This window comes from Pseudomonas sp. PB105 (genome assembly GCF_009764655.1).
In the GTDB taxonomy this organism is placed as follows: Bacteria; Pseudomonadota; Gammaproteobacteria; order Pseudomonadales; family Pseudomonadaceae; genus Aquipseudomonas; species Aquipseudomonas cyclaminis.
This window is the reverse complement of sequence record NZ_RWIO01000066.1, coordinates 36691-57821: the sequence shown is the minus strand read 5'-3', so window position 1 is coordinate 57821 and position 21131 is coordinate 36691. Positions and strand designations below refer to the sequence as shown.

Genomic DNA, 21131 nt, shown 5'->3' with positions numbered 1-21131 from the left:
TCAGGCCAGCTTCAATGCCCGCATCCCCGCAGACATCCAGCGAGAGGAAGCCAGGGCCAGTTTTCGCCCATAGTCATCAAGCGCGCCATTGATCACTGCAACCGAATGGGCACTGTCCGCCAGGGTGCCGATCGCGCCGTCAGCCAGCTCTTTTACCGTGCTTTCACGGATGTAACCAAACAGACCCAGCCGGCGAAGTGCCTCGCCGGGGTATTCGCCGTCATTGAGGGTCTGCAGCGCCACCTCATAACTCTCGCGAGCCCGAAAGTCGTTGTTCTCTATCTGCGCGCGCTTGGCACTGACCGCGTAGAGAAAGTTGGCGTAACTGAGCAACTGGGGATCACTGCCATAGAAGTTCGAGGCCGCCGTGGCCTGGCGCAGCTCAGCATGGGTCAACTTAAGCGGGAAAGAATCCCGCATCGTCACCTCAAAGCCGTCCGGCGTGACCTGGATGTGCTTATAGATCCCCACGGGGTCCTGCGCGAACCGGATAATGGCTGCCTTGATCGCCGACACGGTGACGCAATTGCCTTGCGCGCCTTGATAAAAGCCACTCCAGATTTGCTCAGGCGCCGCGTCGGTGGCCACATGAGACACCGTCCTGGCGTCGCTGCGGGGCGCAGATTTATCGTTGAACAACACGTAGCCATACCCCCCATCGACCGACTGCCGTTCACCGTAATTATGTTTGACCCCCTCCACGACCAAGGCGGAGCCGTGGTTATGGGTCCCCATGACTCCGATCACGCCCTTGGCCGCCATGTCAGCCGACGACACAAACTGAGAAAGCCCGAAAACCCCCATGCCCTGCAGGCACCGCTGGGTCGTCTCCCCTTCGAGTGTCTTTGCCAGAGCGACCTCGAACGTCGAGTAACCCCCTTCCAGTTGCTTGCGTTTCACAAAGGCCGCAAACACAAAGTTGGCGTCCTTTACGGCGCCGGAATCCGCCCCCTGAAATCGCGAAGCCTTCGACGCCTGCGCCAACTCGCTGGCAGACAGGTGAACCTTGAATTCATCCTTCATGGTGACGTGATAGCCGTCACCGGCGCGAATCAACTCACTGAACATGGCAGCAGGGTGGCGACCGAACGTCATCATCATCAATTTGATGACTGCGGCATGCGTGCTGCTATCAAAGTTCTCGCCAAACCGTCGCTCAGTCGCGTTGAACGCCGGGGCAATATCCGCAGGCGGTCCCTCGCTGCGCGCCGCAGCAACAGGTGCAAACGCCTCATGCCCCATATCAACCGGAAAAACCGGCTGATCAGCCATTGAAATATTCATTTTCGGGATTCCTGACACTCAAAGAATTGTCTGTCGCTCATGCGGCCAGGGCTACACGGAGCAGCCTAGGCTGAACCGACGCCTGAGGCCCTGACCACATCGACGCACTCAAGATCAAACCAGGGCAACAGCGTGCCCCTGGGTGGGCGCCCTCCCTTGTCGTCCCCATAGTTCTTCGCGACCATTGATAACTGCCACCGAATGCCCGGTGCGGTTACACATGCCCAATTGCCCAGCAGCAAGTTCGCGTACAGACACCCTCTTCATGTGCTGCCTCAGCCCCAGTCGCAGGAACCCCTCACCGGGTCCGGACTCATCCTCACCGTCATTCAAGCTACGCACCGCCGCCTGATAACTCCTGCCCGCCGTGCGATCGTTATTCTCCATTTGTGCGCGCTTGGCACTCACGGCAAAAAGGAACTGCGCATCCTTGAGCATCCCTTGATCGCCTCCGACAAAGCGCGAACCGCGTGCACCTTCGATCAGTTCGCGGTCTGTCAGGGTGAGTTGAAAGCCATCACGCATGACAACTCGATAACCGTCAGTGACCTTGGCTACCTGCCTGAAAATATCCGTGGGACTTTGCCCAAACCGATACATGGCGGCCTTGATGGCCGATACCGTCACACAGTTGCCATCGGGCCCCTGGCGAAACCCGCTCCAGATATTGTCCGGCTTGGCGCCGTTTCGTTTGTTTGACAGGCCAGGAATATTCTCAGCGGGCCTTGGCGCCACGGGTTCGGGGACTACCCTTGGGGCGACTTGCGGGCGTGGCAGTGGGGCCGGAGTAGGTGTATCAGGAACTGTTTTGACCTTATTACCTGAAATCAAGTTGATTAATTGCGTGAAAAAAGAGCTAAAAAGAGCAGTCAGTGTGGCCAAGACTTCTGAAGGGTCACCTACACCTGCATCGCTCTTGTGTGTGGCAGGTGCGGCATGAGAACTTGGACTTGCAATACCCTCAAGAGGCTCCGGCTGATAACTTTTATCATTACTGACACCCAAGTCGTCAACGGGACCGAACTGTCTTACATCAACGACGTACGCAACATTTATAATTGAGCAAAAGGACATTTTTGTTCTCCTAGAGCACGCACTTCTCCAGACCTTGCATTCCGAAGAAGTACATGCCTCAGCCAAAAAGTTTAACCAGGGAAATTAACGTCAGGACTTAAGCTTGGGTCGGGGACTGAATCGCCAGTCTCTTGGATCAAATCGATTATCAGCAGGACCCGGGCTGGTTAAATCCGGGACAGGTGTAGCCGGTCGCGGTGTGGGCTTGATATCCGGAGTAACAGACGGGGTCGGCTGTGGCGTAACCTCAGATTTCAAAGTTGGTAGCACTTGTGCCTTGGGCGTGGGGATTGCGTCAGGCCTGGGAAATACGTCAACTGTGTGCCGCCCTTTCGTATCAGGGCAATGACAATGACTGAGACTAACGTTTACCTGCACGTTAGCCTTGGCATCGTTGGTGACGGAAACCTCTGGTTTTGGCGTTGCCGGCATGACTTGCAACGAATCCGGTTTACGGCCATCAAGCCGAACTGTGCGGGGGTCAGCTGGCTGCGGATTCACTGGTAACCCAGGTGTGCCCGGCCTTACCGGCTGTTTGCCCACATCCGGCTTTACAGGCTGCTCGCGAGCCTCAGGTTTGCTCCCTGGCAGCTTTGTCTTGTCAGGGGACAGGTCAGCGTTCATGGCTCTGCCGGACAGCATTTCGCGCATTGCCCTGAACACCATATCCAGCATGTCGAACAACTTTGCGAACGCCGCGGAGGTCAGCATGGCCTCACCCTGTGGCGCTCGCGAATTGTCGTGGCGTAGGAGCGTGGGACTCGTATTGTTATTGGAAGTACCCGGAGACGGGTTCACGCCTATTTTAGGCGTCACAGAGGAGGACTGCTCCAAGAGCGTTGTGCCAACTTTGGCGAAAGGCGAGTTATTAATCGATAGAGACATAAGTAAGTTCCTTACTCAGCACAACCCGACACTTTTAACGACCGGGATGGCGATGGATTTATGGACTTAGAACAACAGCACTACTTTGCTGCCGATATATTCGTGGGCAGCAGCGCCATTGGGTTCCAAAAATCGCGACTCATATAAAGAAATCAAACCAAACTTTCGGAATTTGCCTCATGACCTTCGCACAAAGCCCCTGAATTAAGCGGTTCGCATGCACAACCTATTGACACACACGCTAATAAACAGTCCGCCAGGCAACTCAGCGACATAAATCCACACGGCGTAAAGCGGCCGATTGTGATATTTCGCGCACGAAGTGATAACCGTCCGAACCGACAACGTACTTAATATTAATAAAATGTCAGAAGATAATTAAATTTACATAAACAATTATTCTGCAAACTAAAAACAGCCCCTTATCTGTTTATGTAATCCAAGAAAGAAACAGGTAGAACCCCCAATAAAAATCCGCTCTGCCCCCCATAAACGCAAAATGCCCCGCCTCTTTCGATACGGAGCATTTTTTTGCAACACCCAACAGAGGGCTCGGCGCTTGAAGCACCCTCCGACTCACCCCCAAGCGTTACAACATGACTCAGTGACGACCGGGATGAGGCATGCCGAGCAAACGGCTGACCTGCTCCAGATCGGTCTCGCGACGCAGGGCGGTAAAAAGCTCCACCGCCTCCGGATAATTGCGTGTCAGCATCGCCAACCATTGCTTCAAACGGCCGGGCGCCTGCTTCTCGGTGAGCTGCGCTACCGACTGGGTCCAGAACTCGCGGAGCATGGGCTGCATCTCCACCCACGTCATTTGCACGACTTCCTCGCCCGCCCGCGCAGCCGCAATCTGCCGCGCCAGGTCAGGGCGCGCCACCAGGCCACGACCGAGCATGATGTCTTCTACGCCGCTGATCTCGCGGCATCGGCGCCAGTCTTCGACACTCCAGATATCGCCATTGGCAAACACGGGCACCTTGACCACGTCCTGCACACGCGGGATCCATTCCCAATGAGCTGGCGGCTTGTAGCCATCGGTCTTGGTCCGCGCATGCACCACGATATGCGCCGCACCGCCTTCGGCCAGGGCCGTGGCGCACACCAGCGCGCCGTCGGGGCTATCGAAGCCCAGGCGCATCTTGGCGGTCACCGGGATATGCGCGGGAACTGCTCGGCGAACGTGCTCGACGATCTGGTTGAGCAACTCCGGCTCCTTGAGCAGCACGGCACCGCCTCGGGACTTGTTGACAGTCTTGGCCGGACAGCCGAAATTCAGGTCGATCACTTGTGAACCCAGCTCGCAGGCCAGGGCGGCGTTTTCCGCCAGGCACACAGGATCGGAGCCGAGCAGCTGCACGCGCAAGGGCACCCCCGCCGCGGTGTGGGCACCGTGCAGCAACTCAGGAGCAAGCTTGTGGAAATAGGCCGGGGTGAGCAGGCGGTCGTTGACGCGGATGAATTCGGTCACGCACCAGTCAATACCGCCCACGCGGGTCAACACGTCCCGCAGGATGTTGTCGACCAACCCCTCCATGGGCGCCAAAGCAATTTGCATGGGAAACACTCAACAAAAATCGTGGCGCAGTTTACTGGGTTTCCTACGGCAACCGTTAACCCGCTGTCAGGGCGGGGCCATAGCCATTGAGAAACTCGGCGGGCATGCGCTTAGGCTTGCCCGTGGACAGTTCGATGCAAACGAAGGTGGTTTGCGCGCGCAGCAGGGTTGCACCGTCACGCGGGCGGACCAGTTGAAAGCGGCGGGTCATCTTCAGGCGCTGGTCCCAGTCGACAATCCACGTGGCCAGTTGCAGCTCGTCGCCTTCGTAACCGGCCGCCAGGTAATCGATCTCGTGGCGCACCACTGCCATCGCGCGATCCAGGCGGCGATACTCGGTCAGGTCCAGCCCCAGTCGTTGGGAGTGGCGCCAGGCGCAACGCTCCAGCCAAGACACGTATACCGCGTTATTGGCGTGCCCCAGGCCGTCGATGTCTTCAGGCGCAACCTGCAGATCAATGATAAACGGCGTTGCCAAATCCCAGCCCATGCGGTGCTCCCAGTCGATTAATGTCGGCGGGGGCAGTGTATCAGGCGCTTTGCCGCTCCTGTAGACAGCAGCCGGCCAACAGCGTCAACACGGCCTCGATCACGCGAGGATCGGCCAGTACTTTCTGGTGGCCGCCTTGTTCCAGGCGCAGCAGACGACTGTCGAACCAGGCGTCGTGAATGGCTTGAGAGGCTTTGACGGGGACGAAGGTGTCGTCTTCGGCGTGCACGATCAGGCCGGGGATATTCATCTGGTAATGGGCCACATCCAAGTACTTGAGCGGCATGCCGAACGTCATCTCCACCTCCTGGGTAAACGCCGAACGTGCCCGCGCCGGCAAACCGACCATCCGGGTAAAACCACGCAGCGCATCCAAGAAGCGCGACGGGGCGGCAATGCTCACCAGCGCCTGGGTACGCAACCCCAACTGCACCGCCAGCATCGCACTGGCGCCGCCCATGGAATGACCAACCACCGCATGCAGCGGCGGCAACTCGGCAGCCGCCTCCAGCATGGCGCGAGCGAACAACAGCACATGGGCTTCACGCCCTGGTGAGCGGCCATGGGCAGGTCCATCCAGGGCTATCACGCAGTAGCCGTTGTCGACCAAGGCCGTGATCAGACTGGCGAACTGGGTTGGACGGCCTTCCCAGCCGTGCATCAACAAAACGGCAGGACCTTGCCCCCAGCGCAGGGCCGACAAGCCAAAGCGCAAGGTGATGCGCTCCGATTGCGCCAGCAGCGGTAATTCCCAGTCACGGGGCGGCAGCTTGCGCGGGGTCATGAAGGCGCGACGCATCTTGTTGGCCACCGTGTGCGGTGCCACATGCCCCAGCGTGCCGTTGAAACGACGAATCCAGGTTAACGCGCCCATTCTGCGAGCCCTCTTCCTATCGCACAGCCGACTTGGCAGCGCGTATCACACGATCCGACAACTCGCCCGGCCCGAGCGCCCGCGCTAAGGTCAGCCCGCCGACCATCAAGGCCATGTCCGCCAGGGCCTTGTCAGTGTCTTCCGGGCTGCCGGCCAACTGCGCAGCCATCAACTCGACGTGCTCGTTCAATACCTCGCGAAAGGCGTCCGGCAGACGGCCCATCTCGCCCACCGTTGCAGGCAACGGGCATGCCTGGGAGGTTGAATCGCGGTGCTTGCGCGACAGATAAAAGGCCGCCACCAGCGTACGACGCTCCTCGCCGGTGAGCTGGGTGTCCATATCGTCGATTGAAGCGCGACGCTGCGCCAGCAATTGGCTGAACGCCTCCAGCATCAGCGCATCCTTGCTTTCAAAGTGCGCGTAGAAACCACCAACGGTCAGCCCAGCCGCGCCCATGACTTCACCGACACTCGGCTCGGCCGGGCCGCGCTGGATCAACGCCGCGCTGGCGGCCTGCAGAATGCGTTCGCGGGTTTGCGCTTTTTTATCGTTCATCAAAGCCTCCGACTCTCATGGGTTGAATATTATTACCATAATAATATTTAGCAAGCGACAGTCACGACCACTGGTCAGAACAGGAAGAAAGGAAGTGAAGGGAGAATTGGCCAAACGCCAGACAAACAAAAGGGCCATTCAATAATTGAATGACCCTTAAAAATCCCGCAGAGCGGGTAATCGTGGCGTCCCCTAGGGGACTCGAACCCCTGTTACCGCCGTGAAAGGGCGGTGTCCTAGGCCACTAGACGAAGGGGACACAAACCTTCTGTACAACTGATCAGCGCTGAGAACTGATCGATTCAAGGACGGTGTGGCCAGACCTTGAACCTGTAAATTGGTGGAGCTAAACGGGATCGAACCGTTGACCTCTTGCATGCCATGCAAGCGCTCTCCCAGCTGAGCTATAGCCCCGGATTTTTCGCCTCGCGGCGCAGCAGACCTTTCGAGCTGCTTGTTGAAACTGGCGTCCCCTAGGGGACTCGAACCCCTGTTACCGCCGTGAAAGGGCGGTGTCCTAGGCCACTAGACGAAGGGGACAAAACCTTCTGTACAACTGATCAGAGCTGAGTTCTGATCGATTCAAGGACGGTGTGGCCAGACCTTGAACCTGTAAATTGGTGGAGCTAAACGGGATCGAACCGTTGACCTCTTGCATGCCATGCAAGCGCTCTCCCAGCTGAGCTATAGCCCCTCATCGGTGAGGACGGGGCGAATCTTAATGGCGGTTTGGAAGTGTGTCAAATTTATTTTCAACATTTTCCAAAGTTTTTTGCCGGGATAACAATCACTTACCGACGAAACCCCGGAAAACCGGGGTTTCGTCGCTGCAACGGCCTGCTTACGCGATAGCGCCCAGCAGCTTTTCCCACTCTTTGTTTTCTTTCTTCGACACACCACCAAGCAAATCAAGGGCTTGGCGCAGACGGAAACGAGTGAGGTCCGGACCGAGAATTTCCATCGCATCCAGCACCGACACCGAACTGGCCTGCCCGGTAATCGCAGCAAACATCAGCGGCATGGCGTCACGCAACTTCAACTCCAGGGATTCCACCACCGCCTGGATCGTCGCGGTGATCGCGTCCTTCTCCCACTGGCGCAGGCTTTCGAGTTTCCACAGGATCAACTGCATCAACTGGCGAACCTGGTCGCCCGAGAGCTTTTTGGACTCGAACAGCTTGGCATCCGGGTTCACGCCTCCGGCAAAGAAGAAGCTGGCCAACGGGGCGACCTGGCTGAACGTCTCCACCCTGCCCTGCACCAGTGGCGCGATCTTCATCATGTACTCAGGGTTCAACGCCCACTGCTGCAGACGGCTGGCGAACTCTTCCACCGGCAGATCGCGCAACCACTGGCCGTTGAGCCACGACAACTTCTCGACATCGAAAATCGGACCGCCCAGAGACACGCGCGACAGGTCGAAGTTGTCGACCATTTCCTGCAACGAGAATTTCTCGCGCTCGTCCGGCATCGACCAGCCCATGCGGCCCAGGTAGTTGAGCATCGCTTCGGGCATGAAGCCCATGCGCTCGTAGAAGGTCACCGAAGTCGGGTTCTTGCGCTTGGACAGTTTGCTCTTGTCCGGGTTACGCAGCAGCGGCATGTAGCACAACTGCGGCTGTTCCCAACCGAAGTATTCGTAGAGCAGGATCAGTTTCGGCGCCGACGGCAGCCACTCTTCGCCACGCAGTACGTGGGTGATGCCCATCAGGTGGTCGTCGACCACGTTGGCCAGGAAGTACGTCGGCAAGCCGTCGGTCTTCATCAGCACCTGCATGTCCATGCGGTCCCACGGGATCTCGACGTCACCGCGCAGCATGTCCGGCACCACGCACACGCCTTCGCTCGGCACTTTCATGCGGATAACGTGCGGCTCGCCGGCAGCCAGGCGCTGGGCCACTTCCTCCTTGGACAGCAGCAGCGCGCGGCCGTCGTAGCGCGGGGTTTCGCCACGGGCCTGTTGTTCGGCGCGCATCTGGTCCAGTTCTTCGGCGGTGCAGAAGCACGGGAACGCATGTCCCATATCGACCAGTTGCTGGGTGTACTGCTTGTAGATGTCGCTGCGCTCGCTCTGGCGATACGGGCCGTGCGGGCCGCCAACGTCCGGGCCTTCTGCCCATGTGATGCCCAGCCAGCGCAAGGCATCGAAAATCTGCTGTTCCGACTCGCGGGTGGAGCGCAGTTGGTCGGTGTCCTCGATCCGCAGGATGAATTCACCACCGTGCTGCTTGGCAAAGCAGTAGTTGAACAAGGCGATGTAGGCAGTGCCGACGTGGGGATCCCCAGTAGGCGATGGCGCGATGCGCGTGCGGACGGTGGTCATGGCAGGTCTCGAATGGGCGATAAAACTAAAAATTGAAACAAGGGGCGAATGGTAACAGCCTGGGTGATTTCTGGAAAACCGAGGCGCGGCCATCGGGGGCAAGCCCCCTCCCACACCTTGACTTGTGGACACCGTCAAAAGTGGGAGGGGGCTTGCCCCCGATGAGGCCAGTCCAGCCACCGCAGATCAGACAGCCAGCAACCGCTCACGCAACTTGCCAATCTCATCCCGAGTCTGCGCCGCAGCCTCAAACTCCAGGTCCCGCGCCAACTGGTACATCTTCTCTTCCAACTGGCGGATCCGCTTGGTGATCTCACTCGGCGAGCGCAGTTCGTTCTCGTACTTGGCGCTTTCCTCGGCGGCCTTGGCCATGCCCTTGCGCTTCTTGCTGCGCGAGCCGGGCACCACGGCGCCTTCCATGATGTCGGCGACATCCTTGAACACACCTTTAGGCGTAATACCGTGCTCCAGGTTGAACGCGATCTGCTTGTCGCGACGACGCTGGGTCTCGCCAATCGCACGCTCCATGGAGCCGGTGATGCGGTCCGCGTAGAGAATCGCCCGGCCATTGAGGTTACGCGCCGCCCGGCCGATGGTCTGGATCAGCGAGCGCTCGGAACGCAGAAAGCCTTCCTTGTCGGCATCGAGGATCGCCACCAGCGACACTTCCGGCATGTCCAAGCCTTCGCGCAGCAGGTTGATCCCCACCAACACATCAAACACACCCAGGCGCAGGTCGCGGATGATCTCCACGCGCTCCACGGTGTCGATGTCCGAGTGCAAGTAGCGCACGCGCACGCCGTGGTCGGCCAGGTAGTCGGTCAAGTCTTCGGACATGCGCTTGGTCAGCGTGGTGACCAGCACCCGCTCTTCCAGCGCGACGCGCTTAGTGATCTCGGACAGCAGGTCATCCACCTGGGTCAGCGCCGGGCGGATTTCGATTTCCGGGTCCACCAGACCCGTCGGGCGCACCAACTGCTCGATCACGCGGCCGGCATGCTCGGCCTCGTAGTTGCCCGGCGTGGCCGAGACAAAGATGGTCTGCGGGCTGATGGCCTCCCATTCATCGAAACGCATCGGCCGGTTATCCAGCGCCGACGGCAGGCGAAAGCCGTACTCCACCAAGGTTTCTTTACGCGAGCGGTCGCCCTTATACATCGCGCCCACTTGCGGCACGCTGACGTGGGATTCGTCGATCACCAGCAGCGCGTCATCAGGCAGGTAGTCGTAGAGCGTCGGTGGCGGCGCGCCGGAATCACGGCCCGAAAGGTAGCGCGAGTAGTTTTCGATGCCGTTGCAGTAGCCCAGCTCCAGGATCATCTCCAGGTCAAAGCGCGTGCGCTGCTCCAGGCGCTGGGCTTCCACCAGCTTGTTGTTGGCGCGCAGGTATTCCAGACGCTCGGCCAACTCCACCTTGATGCCCTCGATGGCGCCCATCAGGGTTTCACGCGGGGTCACGTAGTGGCTTTTCGGATAGAAGGTGAAGCGCGGCAGCTTGCGGATCACCTCGCCGGTCAACGGGTCGAAAGCCGACAGGCTCTCGACTTCATCGTCGAACAACTCGATGCGGATCGCTTCCAGGTCGGACTCAGCCGGGTAGATGTCGATCACATCGCCGCGCACCCGGAAAGTGGCGCGGGCAAAATCCATGTCGTTGCGGGTGTACTGCAGGCTCGTCAGGCGACGCAGCAACTCGCGCTGGTCGAGTTTGTCGCCACGGTCCACGTGCAGCACCATCTTCAAATAGGCTTCGGGGCTGCCCAGGCCATAGATGCACGACACGGTGGTGACGATGATCGCGTCCTTGCGCTCCAACAGCGCCTTGGTCGCCGACAGCCGCATCTGCTCGATGTGGTCGTTGATCGACGCATCCTTCTCGATAAAGGTATCGGAGGACGGCACATAGGCTTCGGGCTGGTAGTAGTCGTAGTAGGAAACGAAGTATTCGACTGCGTTATTCGGGAAGAACGCCTTGAATTCGCCGTAAAGCTGCGCAGCCAGGGTCTTGTTGGGCGCCAGCACCAGCGTTGGGCGGTTGATCTGCGCGATCACGTTGGCGATGCTGAACGTCTTGCCTGAACCGGTCACCCCGAGCAACGTCTGGTGCGCCAGGCCGGCCTCGATGCCTTCGACCATCTGGCGAATGGCTTCCGGCTGATCGCCGGCGGGTTCAAAGCGGGTGACTAGTTGGAAATCCGACATAACGTACCTCTTGAAGTCACCCCGGACTGTAAACCCGCCGAGGACGAAATAGACCACCCCTCGCGAATATTCAGAGCGAGCGGTAGGAAAAAACCATGATAGCCATACAAGTGGTGGCGAATGTGACGGGTTTCAAGGCAATCGTCCTATCTGCCGTCCAGGATCAATGTTGCAATAAGACTAACGGTCAGCAAATAAACCGAAAAACTTGGCCGAAAAGCCGTTTCGGTTGTCGCCCTCAGCCGTGATGGCCTCTATACTAGCTCCCCGTTTGTGCACCGCTCTAGTGCATTCGGCTGGAGCGCGACACGTCCCTCCTTTCCCCCATAGAGCTGCCGCAAAATGAGCCTGTTCTCCGCTGTCGAAATGGCACCACGCGATCCTATCCTGGGCCTCAACGAAGCATTCAACGCCGACACACGAACCACCAAGGTCAACCTTGGCGTAGGCGTTTACTGCAACGAGGAGGGGAAGATTCCACTCTTGCGTGCCGTTGCCGAAGCGGAAGCCATTCGCGTGGCGCAACACGCCGCCCGTGGCTACTTGCCGATCGACGGCATTGCCGCCTACGACAAGGCCGTGCAAACCCTGCTGTTCGGTAACGATTCGCCATTGCTCGAAGCCGGTCGTGTCGTGACCGTCCAGGCCGTGGGTGGCACCGGCGCCCTGAAGATCGGCGCTGACTTCCTCAAGCAACTGCTGCCAGACGCCGTCGTCGCCATCAGCGACCCGAGCTGGGAAAACCACCGCGCCCTGTTCGAAACCGCCGGTTTCCCGGTGCAGAACTACCGTTACTACGACGCCGCCACCCACGACGTAAACCGCGCCGGCCTGCTCGAAGACCTCAACGCCCTGCCGCCGCAGTCCATCGTGGTGCTGCACGCCTGCTGCCACAACCCGACCGGCGTCGACCTGAGCCCGGCCGACTGGCAGAACGTGCTGGACGTGGTCAAGGCCAAGAACCTGGTGCCGTTCCTCGACATGGCCTACCAGGGCTTCGGCGACGGCATCCACGAAGACGCCGCTGCGGTGCGCCTGTTCGCGGAATCGGGCCTGACCTTCTTTGTCTCCAGCTCGTTCTCCAAGTCGTTCTCGCTGTACGGCGAACGTGTGGGCGCGCTGTCCATCGTTGGTGATTCCAAGGAAGAAAGCGCGCGCATCCTGTCCCAGGTCAAGCGCGTGATCCGCACCAACTACTCCAACCCGCCGACCCACGGCGCCGCGATTGTGGCCGCTGTGCTCAACAGCCCTGAGCTGCGCGCCCAGTGGGAAGCCGAACTGGCCGAAATGCGCCTGCGCATCCGCGGCATGCGCGAGCAGATGGTCGCCGAACTGGCCAAGGCTGCACCGGGCCACGACTTCAGCTTCGTCGGCCGCCAGCGTGGGATGTTCTCCTACTCCGGCCTGACCGTTGAGCAAGTCACCCGTCTGCGCAGCGAGTTTGGCATCTACGCGCTGGATACCGGGCGTATCTGTGTGGCGGCGCTGAACCAGTCGAACATTGGTGAGGTAACAAAAGCGATTGTTCAGGTTCTATAACCCGGCCAGCGCCATACAAAGGGGGAAGCCAATGGCTTCCCCCTTTTTGTTGGCCAAGCCACTAGACTGAACCCCGACCGCCCCTTTGCTGTGAGAGCCCTATGCGAAACGATGACCTGGACCTGCGCGCCGACCGCGACGAACTGCATGACTACGCACCCCGCGCCCAGCAACCCAAGCGCCAGAAAAGCCTGGTGCTGCAAGTGGCACTGGGGGTGTTCCTGGGTGGATTGGCGTTGTGGCTGGTGCAGTTGGGCGCGACAGCAATAATGGCAAAACTGGCCATGGGCACCTTCCAGTTCGGCGGCTGAAACCGGGTCAATGTGGGAGGGGGCAAGCCCCCTCCCACATTAAGACACCGACGCTTCCAGATTGCGTTCCTCCAACAACTTCACAAAGCTGCTCAAACTCTGTGACACCGTCCCCCGCCGCCAGATCAACCACGTATTCAGCAGGCGAAAACTGTCCATCAACGGCCACACACTCACCGCCGCAAACCCCGGCATGCTTTCCAGCATGCTGCGCGGCATCAGCGCCAGCCCGGCCCCGGCGCTGACGCAGGCGAGCATGCCGTGGTAGGACTCGATCTCGAAGATCTTGCCTGGCACCGCGCCATCCTGTGAAAACCAGCGTTCGAAGTGATGGCGATACGAGCAGTTCGAGCGAAACGTATAGATGTTCTCGCCATTCACGTCCTGCCCTCGGGTGATCGGTGCGTGGTGCAGGGGCGCGATCACTACCATCTCCTCTTCAAATACCGCCACGCCTTCCAGGGTCGAATGCAGCACCGGCCCGTCGACAAAGGCGGCGGCCAGGCGCCCCGACAGCACGCCTTCGATCATGGTGCCCGACGGGCCGGTGCTCAGGTCCAGCTCGACCTTGGTGTGTTTCTGGTTGTACGCCGCGAGCAACGCCGGGATACGTACCGCCGCCGTGCTCTCCAGCGAGCCAAGGGCAAACGCGCCCTGGGGCTCTTCCCCCGCCACGGTCGCACGGGCCTCTTGCACCAGGTCGAGGATGCGCCGGGCATAACCGAGGAAGTTCCAACCGGCCGGTGACAGCCGCAGGCGGCTCTTCTCGCGGATAAACAGCTCCACGCCAAGATCCTGCTCCAGCTGCTTGATCCGCGTGGTCAGGTTCGACGGCACGCGATGAATCAACTGCGCGGCGGCGCTGATGCTGCCTTGCTCGGCAACGGCCTTGAAGATTTCCAGCTGCACCAGGTCCAAGTCATTCTCCATTCGTGAATGTATTGCTTAATATTATTCAGTTTCCAGAAAAGAGCCAGCCCCGTACGCTGACCTCCATTCCAACGTACACGCAGGACGGTGCCATGAACGCGACTACCCACGCTTTATCGATCAACCCCGCCAACGGCGAAACCGTCGGCAGCTACCCGTACGAAACCACAGCGCAACTGGACGCCGCCCTGGACCGCGCCACCATCGCCTTCCGCACCTGGCGCCGCCAGCCGGTCAGCCAGCGCGCCGAGTTGCTGCTGGCCCTGGCCGCTGCCCTGCGCGAGCAAGCCGAAGCCATGGCGCAGATGATCACCCTGGAAATGGGCAAACCCATCGCCCAGGCCCGTGCCGAAGTGGAAAAATGCGCGCAACTGAGCGAATGGTACGCGGCCCAAGGCCCGGCTATGCTCGCCCCGGAGCCGACCCTCGTCGACAACGGCACCGCCCACATCGAATACCGCCCGCTGGGCCCGATCCTCGCGGTGATGCCGTGGAACTTCCCAGTGTGGCAAGTGCTGCGCGGCGCCGTGCCGACCATGCTGGCCGGCAACACCTACGTGCTCAAACACGCGCCAAACGTGATGGGCAGCGCCTACCTGATCCAGCAAGCCTTTCAGAAAGCCGGCTTCGCTGAAGGCCTGTTCGAAGTGATCAACGTCACCACCGAAGGCGTGTCCAAGGCCATCGCCGACCCACGCATCGCCGCGGTGACCCTCACCGGCAGCGTGCGCGCCGGTATCGCCATCGGCTCTCAGGCTGGTGCCGCGCTGAAAAAATGCGTGCTGGAACTGGGTGGCTCCGACCCGTTCATCGTGCTCAATGACGCCGACCTCGATGCCGCCGTACAGGCCTCGCTGATCGGCCGCTTCCAGAACAGCGGCCAGGTCTGCGCCGCCGCCAAGCGCCTGATCATCGAAGAAGGCGTGGTTGAAGCTTTTACCACCAAATTCGTCGAAGCCAGCCGCGCCCTGGTCATGGGCGACCCGACGTCAGCGGCCACCTACATCGGCCCAATGGCCCGTTTCGACCTGCGCGACGAGCTGCACGGCCAGGTCCAGGCCACCCTGGAAGAAGGCGCGACCCTGCTGCTGGGCGGCGATAAAGTCGCAGGCAACGGCAACTACTACGCGCCGACCGTTTTGGCCAACGTCACCGACCAGATGACCTCGTTCAAACAGGAGCTGTTCGGCCCGGTAGCCTCGATCATCACCGCCCGCGACGCCGACCACGCCGTGGCCCTGGCCAACGACAGCGAGTTCGGCCTTACCGCGAGCATCTTCACCACTGACGCGGCGAAGGCGCGGGACATCGCCAATCAACTGGAAACCGGCGGGATCTTTGTCAACGCCTTCAGCGTCTCCGACCCACGGGTGGCGTTTGGTGGCGTGAAGAAAAGTGGATTCGGCCGCGAGCTGTCGCACTTTGGTGTGCGCGAGTTCTGCAACGCGCAGACGGTATGGCTGGACCGCAAGTAACCCCTTGGGGTTCAACAGCGAACATGCCGCCGCACGCACTGCACCAACCCATCCAGGGCCTGGGACTTCACCGGCGCGAGCACACACACTGTGTGCTCGCGCTCACCCTCGCTTACCGTCAGGGTGTAATGCACCTGGCCCGGTTTGCCAGGCTCAGGCGCCGTGCTTTGCGGCAACTTGAAGAAGTCTGAAGCTTCGATCAGTTGCCGCAACTCCTGCTGTTGCGGCTCGGGCAGCTTCTCCAGCTCCACGCTGTTCGGTTTCGACAAGCCCGGAAAAAATGCCGGGCCGCCGTTTTCCTTGATCGAAATTCGCATGGCTGTTCCTCACCGCCCTGGCGGCTTGTCAGACGTTGATGCCCACGGCTTTCCAGCCTGCCTTGACGGCCTTCTGCTCATCCTTGTTCGCCCCGTACAAACGACCGGCGACGTCGTAGGTGATGCGCGCAAAACGCAGGAACCCCGAGTTCGGCCGCAACCGTGCATCGCGCAGGGCGTCATACCAGATGCGCCCTGCCCGCTCCCAGGCAAACCCGCCGATCTTCGTCGCCACCTGATAGAACGCATGGTTGGGAATCCCGGAATTGATATGTACGCCGCCATTGTCGTCATAGGTTTGCACAAAATCATCCATATGCCCCGGCTGCGGGTCCTTGCCCAGCAGCTTGTCATCAAACGCGGTGCCCGGTGCCTTCATCGAGCGCAAGGCAGTGCCTTTGATTTTCTTGGTGAACAACCCTTTGCCGATCAGCCAGTCGGCGTCCTCGGCCTTTTGCTGCAACGCGTACTGCTTGATGAGTGAGCCGAACACATCCGACAGCGACTCGTTCAACGCACCGGATTGATTGAAGTACATCAACTTGGCCTCATCCTCAGTCACGCCGTGGGCCAGTTCATGGCCGATCACGTCCAGGGCCACGGTGAAGCGGTTGAACAACTGCGCATCACCGTCCCCGAACACCATCTGCGTCGAATTCCAGAACGCATTGTTGTAGTCCTGGCCAAAATGAACGGTGGCGTCCAGCGCCATCCCGGCATCGTCGATGGAGTTGCGGTCGAACACCTGGTCGAAAAAGTCGAAGGTGGCGCCCAACCCATCATAGGCTTCGTCCACTGCGGCATCACCACTGGCAGGCTGGCCTTCAGCGCGGATCAGCTTGCCAGGCAGGCTGTCGGAGCCTTCGGCACTGTAGATCGAGCGGCGTTTTTCGGCGCCGATGGCCAGGGCCATATGCGCGGGGCCCTTGGCGGGCACCGCGACCATGCGCAGCGAACGGAACGTGCTGTCCTTGGCCCGCGTACGCAACGCGACGTCGCGCTGGGCTTTATCACCGTGGCGCGCGATCTGGTCGAGCATGTACGGCGGGATCAGGCAAAAAATCGGATTGCGATGAGGCTGGCGAACACACATTGGCTGGCTCCTTTTGCGAGGGGTGAGCGTCTGGACGACCGTTTTCAGGATAGCCGCCATGGCTTGACTCGACATCAATTGTCATCAACCTATGTTGCAGTCATGTTGATCCAACCCCCGTGAGGACCGCCCGATGCCAGCACGTAAAGCCAACGCCGACCTGACCTATCGCCCCCGGCTCGCCGACCTGCGGCCGCTGCTCGCGGCCAGCCCAACCCTGTTGGAAGCCCGGGCCGCGACGCCGCGTGTCACCCCGGCCAAAGACCTGAAAAACCGCCAGGGGTACGCCGACGATTTCCTCGGTAGCTTCGAGGTGCCCTGGCCCACCGTGGCGCAGGCACTGGCGCCTGACGCGCAGCCAAAGCGCCTGGACTACACGCATTTCTCCATCACGATGTCACGCGCCCGACGACTGGCACTCTACGTGGGCGTCAATATCGACGGCGGAAAACACGTGGATATCGTGCGCAGCAACGACACCTGGGCCTACGACGGCCGCCTGCCCACCGACGCCCAGATAGGCGAAGACCTCTACGCCGGCAATGGCCTGGATCGCGGCCACTTGGTGCGGCGCCAGGATCCCAATTGGGGCGACGAGGCAAAAACCGCCAACCTCGATACGTTCCATTTCACCAATTGCTCTCCGCAGATGAGCGGCTTTAACCAGAAGACCTGGCTGGAGCTTGAAGACTATATCCTCGACAACACGCAACGCTGGAAAGCGCGGGCCACGGTGTTTACCGGGCCGGTGTTCGGCGACGATGACCGCGTGTACCGGGGCGTCAAAATCCCCAAGGCGTTCTGGAAAGTGGTCGCCTACCTCAGCGACGACGGCAAGCCGTCGGCCAGTGCCTACATGATCGACCAAAGCCGCGAATTGGGTCAGCTTGAGCTGGTATTTGGCCAACTGCGGACCTACCAGCGCAGCGTGATCCAGATCGAGCAATTGACCGGCATCCGTTTCGGCAACCTGGCCGACTACGACGGGTTCAGCAACGAAGAGCGCGCCACCGGCACGCGAATTGAAGCGCTGATCCAGGGCCCCCAAGACATTCGTCTGTGAGCCACTGAACTTCAGCCTCCCTCTGCGAGGCTGAATCAACTACCATACCGCCGCCGGTTCCCCCACGGGACTAATAGGGAATTCGAAACGCCGCCCGCGGCGCCAATCGAAACTGCCCCCGCAACTGTAGGTGCCGAGCCTGCTCCTTAACGCCACTGGACCTCGTCCGGGAAGGTCGGAGCGTGGCGACGACGCATCAGTCAGGAGACCTGCCGGCCCAGCACAATCACTAACCGGCGGGGTGTCCGGGACGGACATCCTTGCCTGCCCGACCGGCAGCGTTCGAGGGCGTATTTCCGAGCCGTACTGCCCCTGTTTCAACTACGGTTCACACGGAGATCGCCCGATGCTGCCACGCGTTATTGCCCTGATCACCGGCCTGGGTTTCTGTGCCCTGGCCCAAGCGGCGCCCACTCACTACCCGCTGACGGTCGAAAACTGCGGCAATGCCGTGACCTTCCCGCAAGCTCCTGCGCGCAGCGTGACCATCGGCCAGGCCGCCACCGAAATGCTGTATGCCTTGGGCGTCGGCGATAAAGTGGTCGGCACCTCGCTGTGGTTCAACCGTGTGCTGCCCCAGTACCAGGCGCAGAACGACAAGATCGAACGCCTGGCCAACAACGAGCCGAGCTTCGAAGCTGTGATCGCCAAGCGCCCGCAACTGGTGGCTGCCGAGCTGGAATGGGTGGTCGGCCCGCAAGGTGTGGTGGGCACCCGCGAGCAATTCCATGAACTGAAGATCCCGACCTACCTGCTGCCCTCCGACTGCGAAGGCAAGGACAACCTGGTGGGCGCCGACGGCACGCGGCTGGAGCCGTTCCGCATCGAAACCATCTACAAAAGCATCAGCCAGCTGGCCGAGATTTTCGACGTACAGGCGCGCGGCCAACAGCTCAACGATGACCTCAAGGCGCGCCTGGCCAAGTCCGTCGCCACCGTGCAGAGCAAGGGCCTCAAGCACGCCAGCGCGCTGGTGTGGTTCTCCAGCTCCGAGATGGCCAGCGACCCGTATGTGGCCGGCCACAAGGGCGTCCCCGAATTCATGCTCGAAACCCTCGGCCTGCACAACGTGGTGCAGTCCGATGAAGAGTGGCCCGCCGTCGGCTGGGAAACCATCGCCAAGGCCAACCCGACCTTCCTGGTGATCGCCCGCATGGACCGCCGCCGCTACCCCGCCGACGACCATGAAAAGAAACTCGCCTTCCTGCGCAGCGACCCGGTCACGCGCAACATGGACGCGGTGAAAAACAACCGCATCATCATCCTCGACGCCCTGGCGCTGCAGGCCAGCATCCGCACGTTCGATGGCCTTGAACAACTGGCTGGCGCCATCGACGGCTACGACCTGCACAAATGAATAAAAGCGTGATCCGCACCCTGCTCGCCCTGACGCTGCTATTGATCGCCGTACTCGCCGGCGTGGCCATCGGCGAAACCGCCATCGAGCCGCAAGTGGTGCTGCAAGTGCTCGCCAACAAACTGTGGAACGCCGGCTACCTGCTCGACCCCATCGACGAAGGCGTGGTGTGGAACTACCGCCTGACCCGCGCCCTGGTCGCCGCCGCGTGCGGTGCGGGGCTGGCCACCTGCGGGGTGATCTTGCAGTCGTTGCTGCGCAACCCGCTGGCTGACCCTTACTTGCTGGGCATCAGCGCCGGCGCATCGACCGGCGCGGTATTGGTCGCGCTGATGGGCGTGGGCGGCGGGTTGATTTCGCTGTCGGCCGGCGCGTTTGTCGGCGCCATGGCGGCGTTTGCCCTGGTGATCCTGCTGGCGCGGGCCAGCAGCTCCATGAGCGGCACCGGCCAGATCATCCTTGCAGGCATCGCCGGTTCGCAGCTGTTCAATGCGCTCACCGCATTCCTGATCACCAAGTCGGCCAGTTCCGAGCAGGCCCGCGGCATCATGTTCTGGCTGCTGGGCAACCTCAGCGGCGTGCGCTGGCCGTCGGTGTGGCTGGCGGTGCCGGTGGCAGTGGCCGGCTTGGCGGTGTGCCTGTGGCATCGGCGTGCGCTGGATGCGTTCACCTTTGGCAGCGACTCGGCGGCGTCCCTTGGCATTCCGGTACGCCGCGTGCAATTTGTGCTGGTGGGCTGCGCGGCGCTGGTGACGGCGGTGATGGTGTCGATTGTCGGCTCCATCGGTTTTGTCGGCCTGGTGATCCCCCACGCGGTACGCCTGCTGCTCGGCACTGGGCACTCGCGTTTGCTGCCGGCCAGCGCCTTGGGCGGCGCACTGTTTTTGATTGCGGCGGATGTGCTGTCGCGCACCTTGATCAAAGGCCAGGTGATTCCGGTGGGCGTGGTCACCGCCTTGGTCGGCGCGCCGGTGTTTGCGTTGATCCTGATCGGCCGGAGGAATGCGCGATGAGCGTACTCAGTTGCACCGGCCTGGGTTTCAAGGTGCGCGACGCCGAGTTGCTGCGTGACATTCATCTGGAGGTGCAGTTGGGCGAGACGTTGGGGATTGTCGGCCCGAACGGCTCCGGTAAATCCACCTTGCTCAAACTGCTGGCGGGCTTGTGCACACCGGCGTCAGGTGAGGTGCGGCTGGGCGGCGAGCGGCTGGGCGACCTTTCGCGCCGCGCCATTGCGCAGCAGTTGGCCGTGGTGGAGCAACAAGCCGACACCGACGATGCCATCCGCGTGTTCGACGCCGTGGCGCTGGGCCGCACGCCGTGGCTGTCGGCGCTGAGCCCGTGGTCCAGCGACGACAACGCCATCGTCGTCCAGGCCCTGCACGACGTCGACGCCACCCACCTGAGCCAACGCGCCTGGCGCAGCCTCTCCGGCGGCGAACGCCAGCGCGTGCACATCGCCCGCGCCCTGGCGCAACGGCCGCAGATCCTGTTGCTGGATGAGCCGACCAATCACTTGGATATCCAGCATCAACTGGCGATCCTGAAGGGCGTGCAGGGGTTGCCGGTGACGACATTGATTGCGCTGCATGATCTTAACCAGGCGCTGACCTGTGATCGCTTGGCCGTGCTGGATCGCGGGTGTTTGGTGGCGTTGGGCACACCGCTGCAGGTACTGACGCCGCAACGCTTGCAGGACACGTTTGGGGTGCAAGGACACTACCTGACCGACCCGTTTGATGGGGCGCAGATCTTGCGGTTGCGCTCCAACTGAGTCACTAGGGTGGTTGTGGCTGA

At 60.9% G+C, this 21131-nt stretch carries 18 protein-coding genes, 4 tRNA genes and 1 riboswitch; of the genes, 7 read left to right on the top strand and 15 right to left on the bottom strand.

The genetic code is table 11. The features are described from left to right. The 12 genes from EJD88_RS17650 to uvrB all read right to left on the bottom strand — a co-directional run bounded on the left by EJD88_RS17650 (position 1) and on the right by uvrB (position 11249). The gene (locus tag EJD88_RS17650) at positions 1-1284 is read right to left on the bottom strand and encodes a hypothetical protein (protein ID WP_158878610.1); all 1284 of its coding nucleotides are present in this window, start codon (positions 1282-1284) and stop codon (positions 1-3) included. 114 nt (positions 1285-1398) lie between these two features. Further along, positions 1399-2358 (bottom strand): CsgG/HfaB family protein, encoded by a 960-nt coding sequence (locus EJD88_RS27255; RefSeq protein ID WP_256673633.1) that lies wholly within the window; start codon positions 2356-2358, stop codon positions 1399-1401. A gap of 1486 nt (positions 2359-3844) precedes the next feature. Next, the gene (locus EJD88_RS17640; RefSeq protein WP_099584014.1) at positions 3845-4804 is read right to left on the bottom strand and encodes a tRNA-dihydrouridine synthase; all 960 of its coding nucleotides are present in this window, start codon (positions 4802-4804) and stop codon (positions 3845-3847) included. A gap of 55 nt (positions 4805-4859) precedes the next feature. After that, on the bottom strand, positions 4860-5294 hold the full coding sequence (locus EJD88_RS17635) for a thioesterase family protein (protein ID WP_158878609.1): 435 nt from the start codon (positions 5292-5294) through the stop codon (positions 4860-4862). A 40-nt stretch (positions 5295-5334) separates the two neighbouring features. Next, positions 5335-6168 (bottom strand): alpha/beta hydrolase, encoded by an 834-nt coding sequence (locus tag EJD88_RS17630; protein WP_158878608.1) that lies wholly within the window; start codon positions 6166-6168, stop codon positions 5335-5337. A 16-nt stretch (positions 6169-6184) separates the two neighbouring features. Then, the gene (locus EJD88_RS17625; RefSeq protein WP_099584017.1) at positions 6185-6724 is read right to left on the bottom strand and encodes a TetR/AcrR family transcriptional regulator; all 540 of its coding nucleotides are present in this window, start codon (positions 6722-6724) and stop codon (positions 6185-6187) included. A gap of 183 nt (positions 6725-6907) precedes the next feature. Further along, positions 6908-6983 (bottom strand) — tRNA-Glu (locus EJD88_RS17620). Between the two features lie 79 nt (positions 6984-7062). Continuing rightward, positions 7063-7138, bottom strand: a tRNA-Ala gene (locus EJD88_RS17615). A gap of 50 nt (positions 7139-7188) precedes the next feature. Next, positions 7189-7264: transfer RNA gene (locus tag EJD88_RS17610), tRNA-Glu, on the bottom strand. Between the two features lie 78 nt (positions 7265-7342). Further along, positions 7343-7418 (bottom strand) — tRNA-Ala (locus EJD88_RS17605). A gap of 147 nt (positions 7419-7565) precedes the next feature. Beyond that, a complete protein-coding gene (gltX, locus tag EJD88_RS17600) occupies positions 7566-9047 on the bottom strand; it encodes a glutamate--tRNA ligase (RefSeq protein WP_099586258.1) in 1482 nt (493 codons plus the stop codon). 186 nt (positions 9048-9233) lie between these two features. Further along, positions 9234-11249 carry an excinuclease ABC subunit UvrB gene (gene uvrB / locus EJD88_RS17595; protein ID WP_099586259.1) on the bottom strand — a complete coding sequence of 672 codons (2016 nt, stop codon included), beginning with the start codon at positions 11247-11249 and terminating at the stop codon, positions 9234-9236. A gap of 342 nt (positions 11250-11591) precedes the next feature. On the opposite strand from uvrB, the gene EJD88_RS17590 reads away from it, so the two are divergent. Further along, positions 11592-12788: an amino acid aminotransferase gene (locus tag EJD88_RS17590; protein ID WP_158878607.1), complete on the top strand. Its 1197-nt coding sequence runs from the start codon at positions 11592-11594 to the stop codon at positions 12786-12788. Between the two features lie 101 nt (positions 12789-12889). Next, positions 12890-13099 carry a hypothetical protein gene (locus tag EJD88_RS17585; RefSeq protein WP_158878606.1) on the top strand — a complete coding sequence of 70 codons (210 nt, stop codon included), beginning with the start codon at positions 12890-12892 and terminating at the stop codon, positions 13097-13099. Positions 13100-13138: 39 nt separating this feature from the next. On the opposite strand, the gene EJD88_RS17580 is transcribed toward EJD88_RS17585, so the two are convergent. Further along, the gene (locus EJD88_RS17580; RefSeq protein WP_099586389.1) at positions 13139-14017 is read right to left on the bottom strand and encodes a LysR family transcriptional regulator; all 879 of its coding nucleotides are present in this window, start codon (positions 14015-14017) and stop codon (positions 13139-13141) included. A gap of 104 nt (positions 14018-14121) precedes the next feature. Here EJD88_RS17580 and EJD88_RS17575 point away from each other — a divergent pair, with 104 nt between their 5' ends. After that, positions 14122-15504, top strand: a complete 1383-nt coding sequence (locus EJD88_RS17575; protein WP_158878605.1) for an aldehyde dehydrogenase family protein — start codon at positions 14122-14124, stop codon at positions 15502-15504. 11 nt (positions 15505-15515) lie between these two features. Here EJD88_RS17575 and EJD88_RS17570 read toward each other — a convergent pair whose 3' ends face one another. Further along, positions 15516-15821: a protealysin inhibitor emfourin gene (locus EJD88_RS17570; protein WP_158878604.1), complete on the bottom strand. Its 306-nt coding sequence runs from the start codon at positions 15819-15821 to the stop codon at positions 15516-15518. 28 nt (positions 15822-15849) lie between these two features. Continuing rightward, positions 15850-16914, bottom strand: coding sequence for a M4 family metallopeptidase (locus EJD88_RS17565; protein WP_158878603.1), 1065 nt, complete (start codon positions 16912-16914; stop codon positions 15850-15852). Positions 16915-17047: 133 nt separating this feature from the next. Here EJD88_RS17565 and EJD88_RS17560 point away from each other — a divergent pair, with 133 nt between their 5' ends. The 4 genes from EJD88_RS17560 to EJD88_RS17545 all read left to right on the top strand — a co-directional run bounded on the left by EJD88_RS17560 (position 17048) and on the right by EJD88_RS17545 (position 21108). Next, positions 17048-17977 carry a DNA/RNA non-specific endonuclease gene (locus EJD88_RS17560; RefSeq protein ID WP_112196262.1) on the top strand — a complete coding sequence of 310 codons (930 nt, stop codon included), beginning with the start codon at positions 17048-17050 and terminating at the stop codon, positions 17975-17977. Positions 17978-18014: 37 nt separating this feature from the next. Further along, positions 18015-18209, top strand: a riboswitch (cobalamin riboswitch). Positions 18210-18323: 114 nt separating this feature from the next. Next, the gene (locus EJD88_RS17555) at positions 18324-19334 is read left to right on the top strand and encodes an ABC transporter substrate-binding protein (protein ID WP_099586266.1); all 1011 of its coding nucleotides are present in this window, start codon (positions 18324-18326) and stop codon (positions 19332-19334) included. Beyond that, entirely contained in the window at positions 19331-20347 is a 1017-nt protein-coding gene (locus tag EJD88_RS17550; protein ID WP_099586267.1) for an iron ABC transporter permease, read from the top strand. Before EJD88_RS17555 ends, EJD88_RS17550 begins: the two co-directional genes overlap by 4 nt. Further along, positions 20344-21108, top strand: coding sequence for an ABC transporter ATP-binding protein (locus EJD88_RS17545; RefSeq protein WP_099586268.1), 765 nt, complete (start codon positions 20344-20346; stop codon positions 21106-21108). Before EJD88_RS17550 ends, EJD88_RS17545 begins: the two co-directional genes overlap by 4 nt. Positions 21109-21131: the final 23 nt, after the last annotated feature.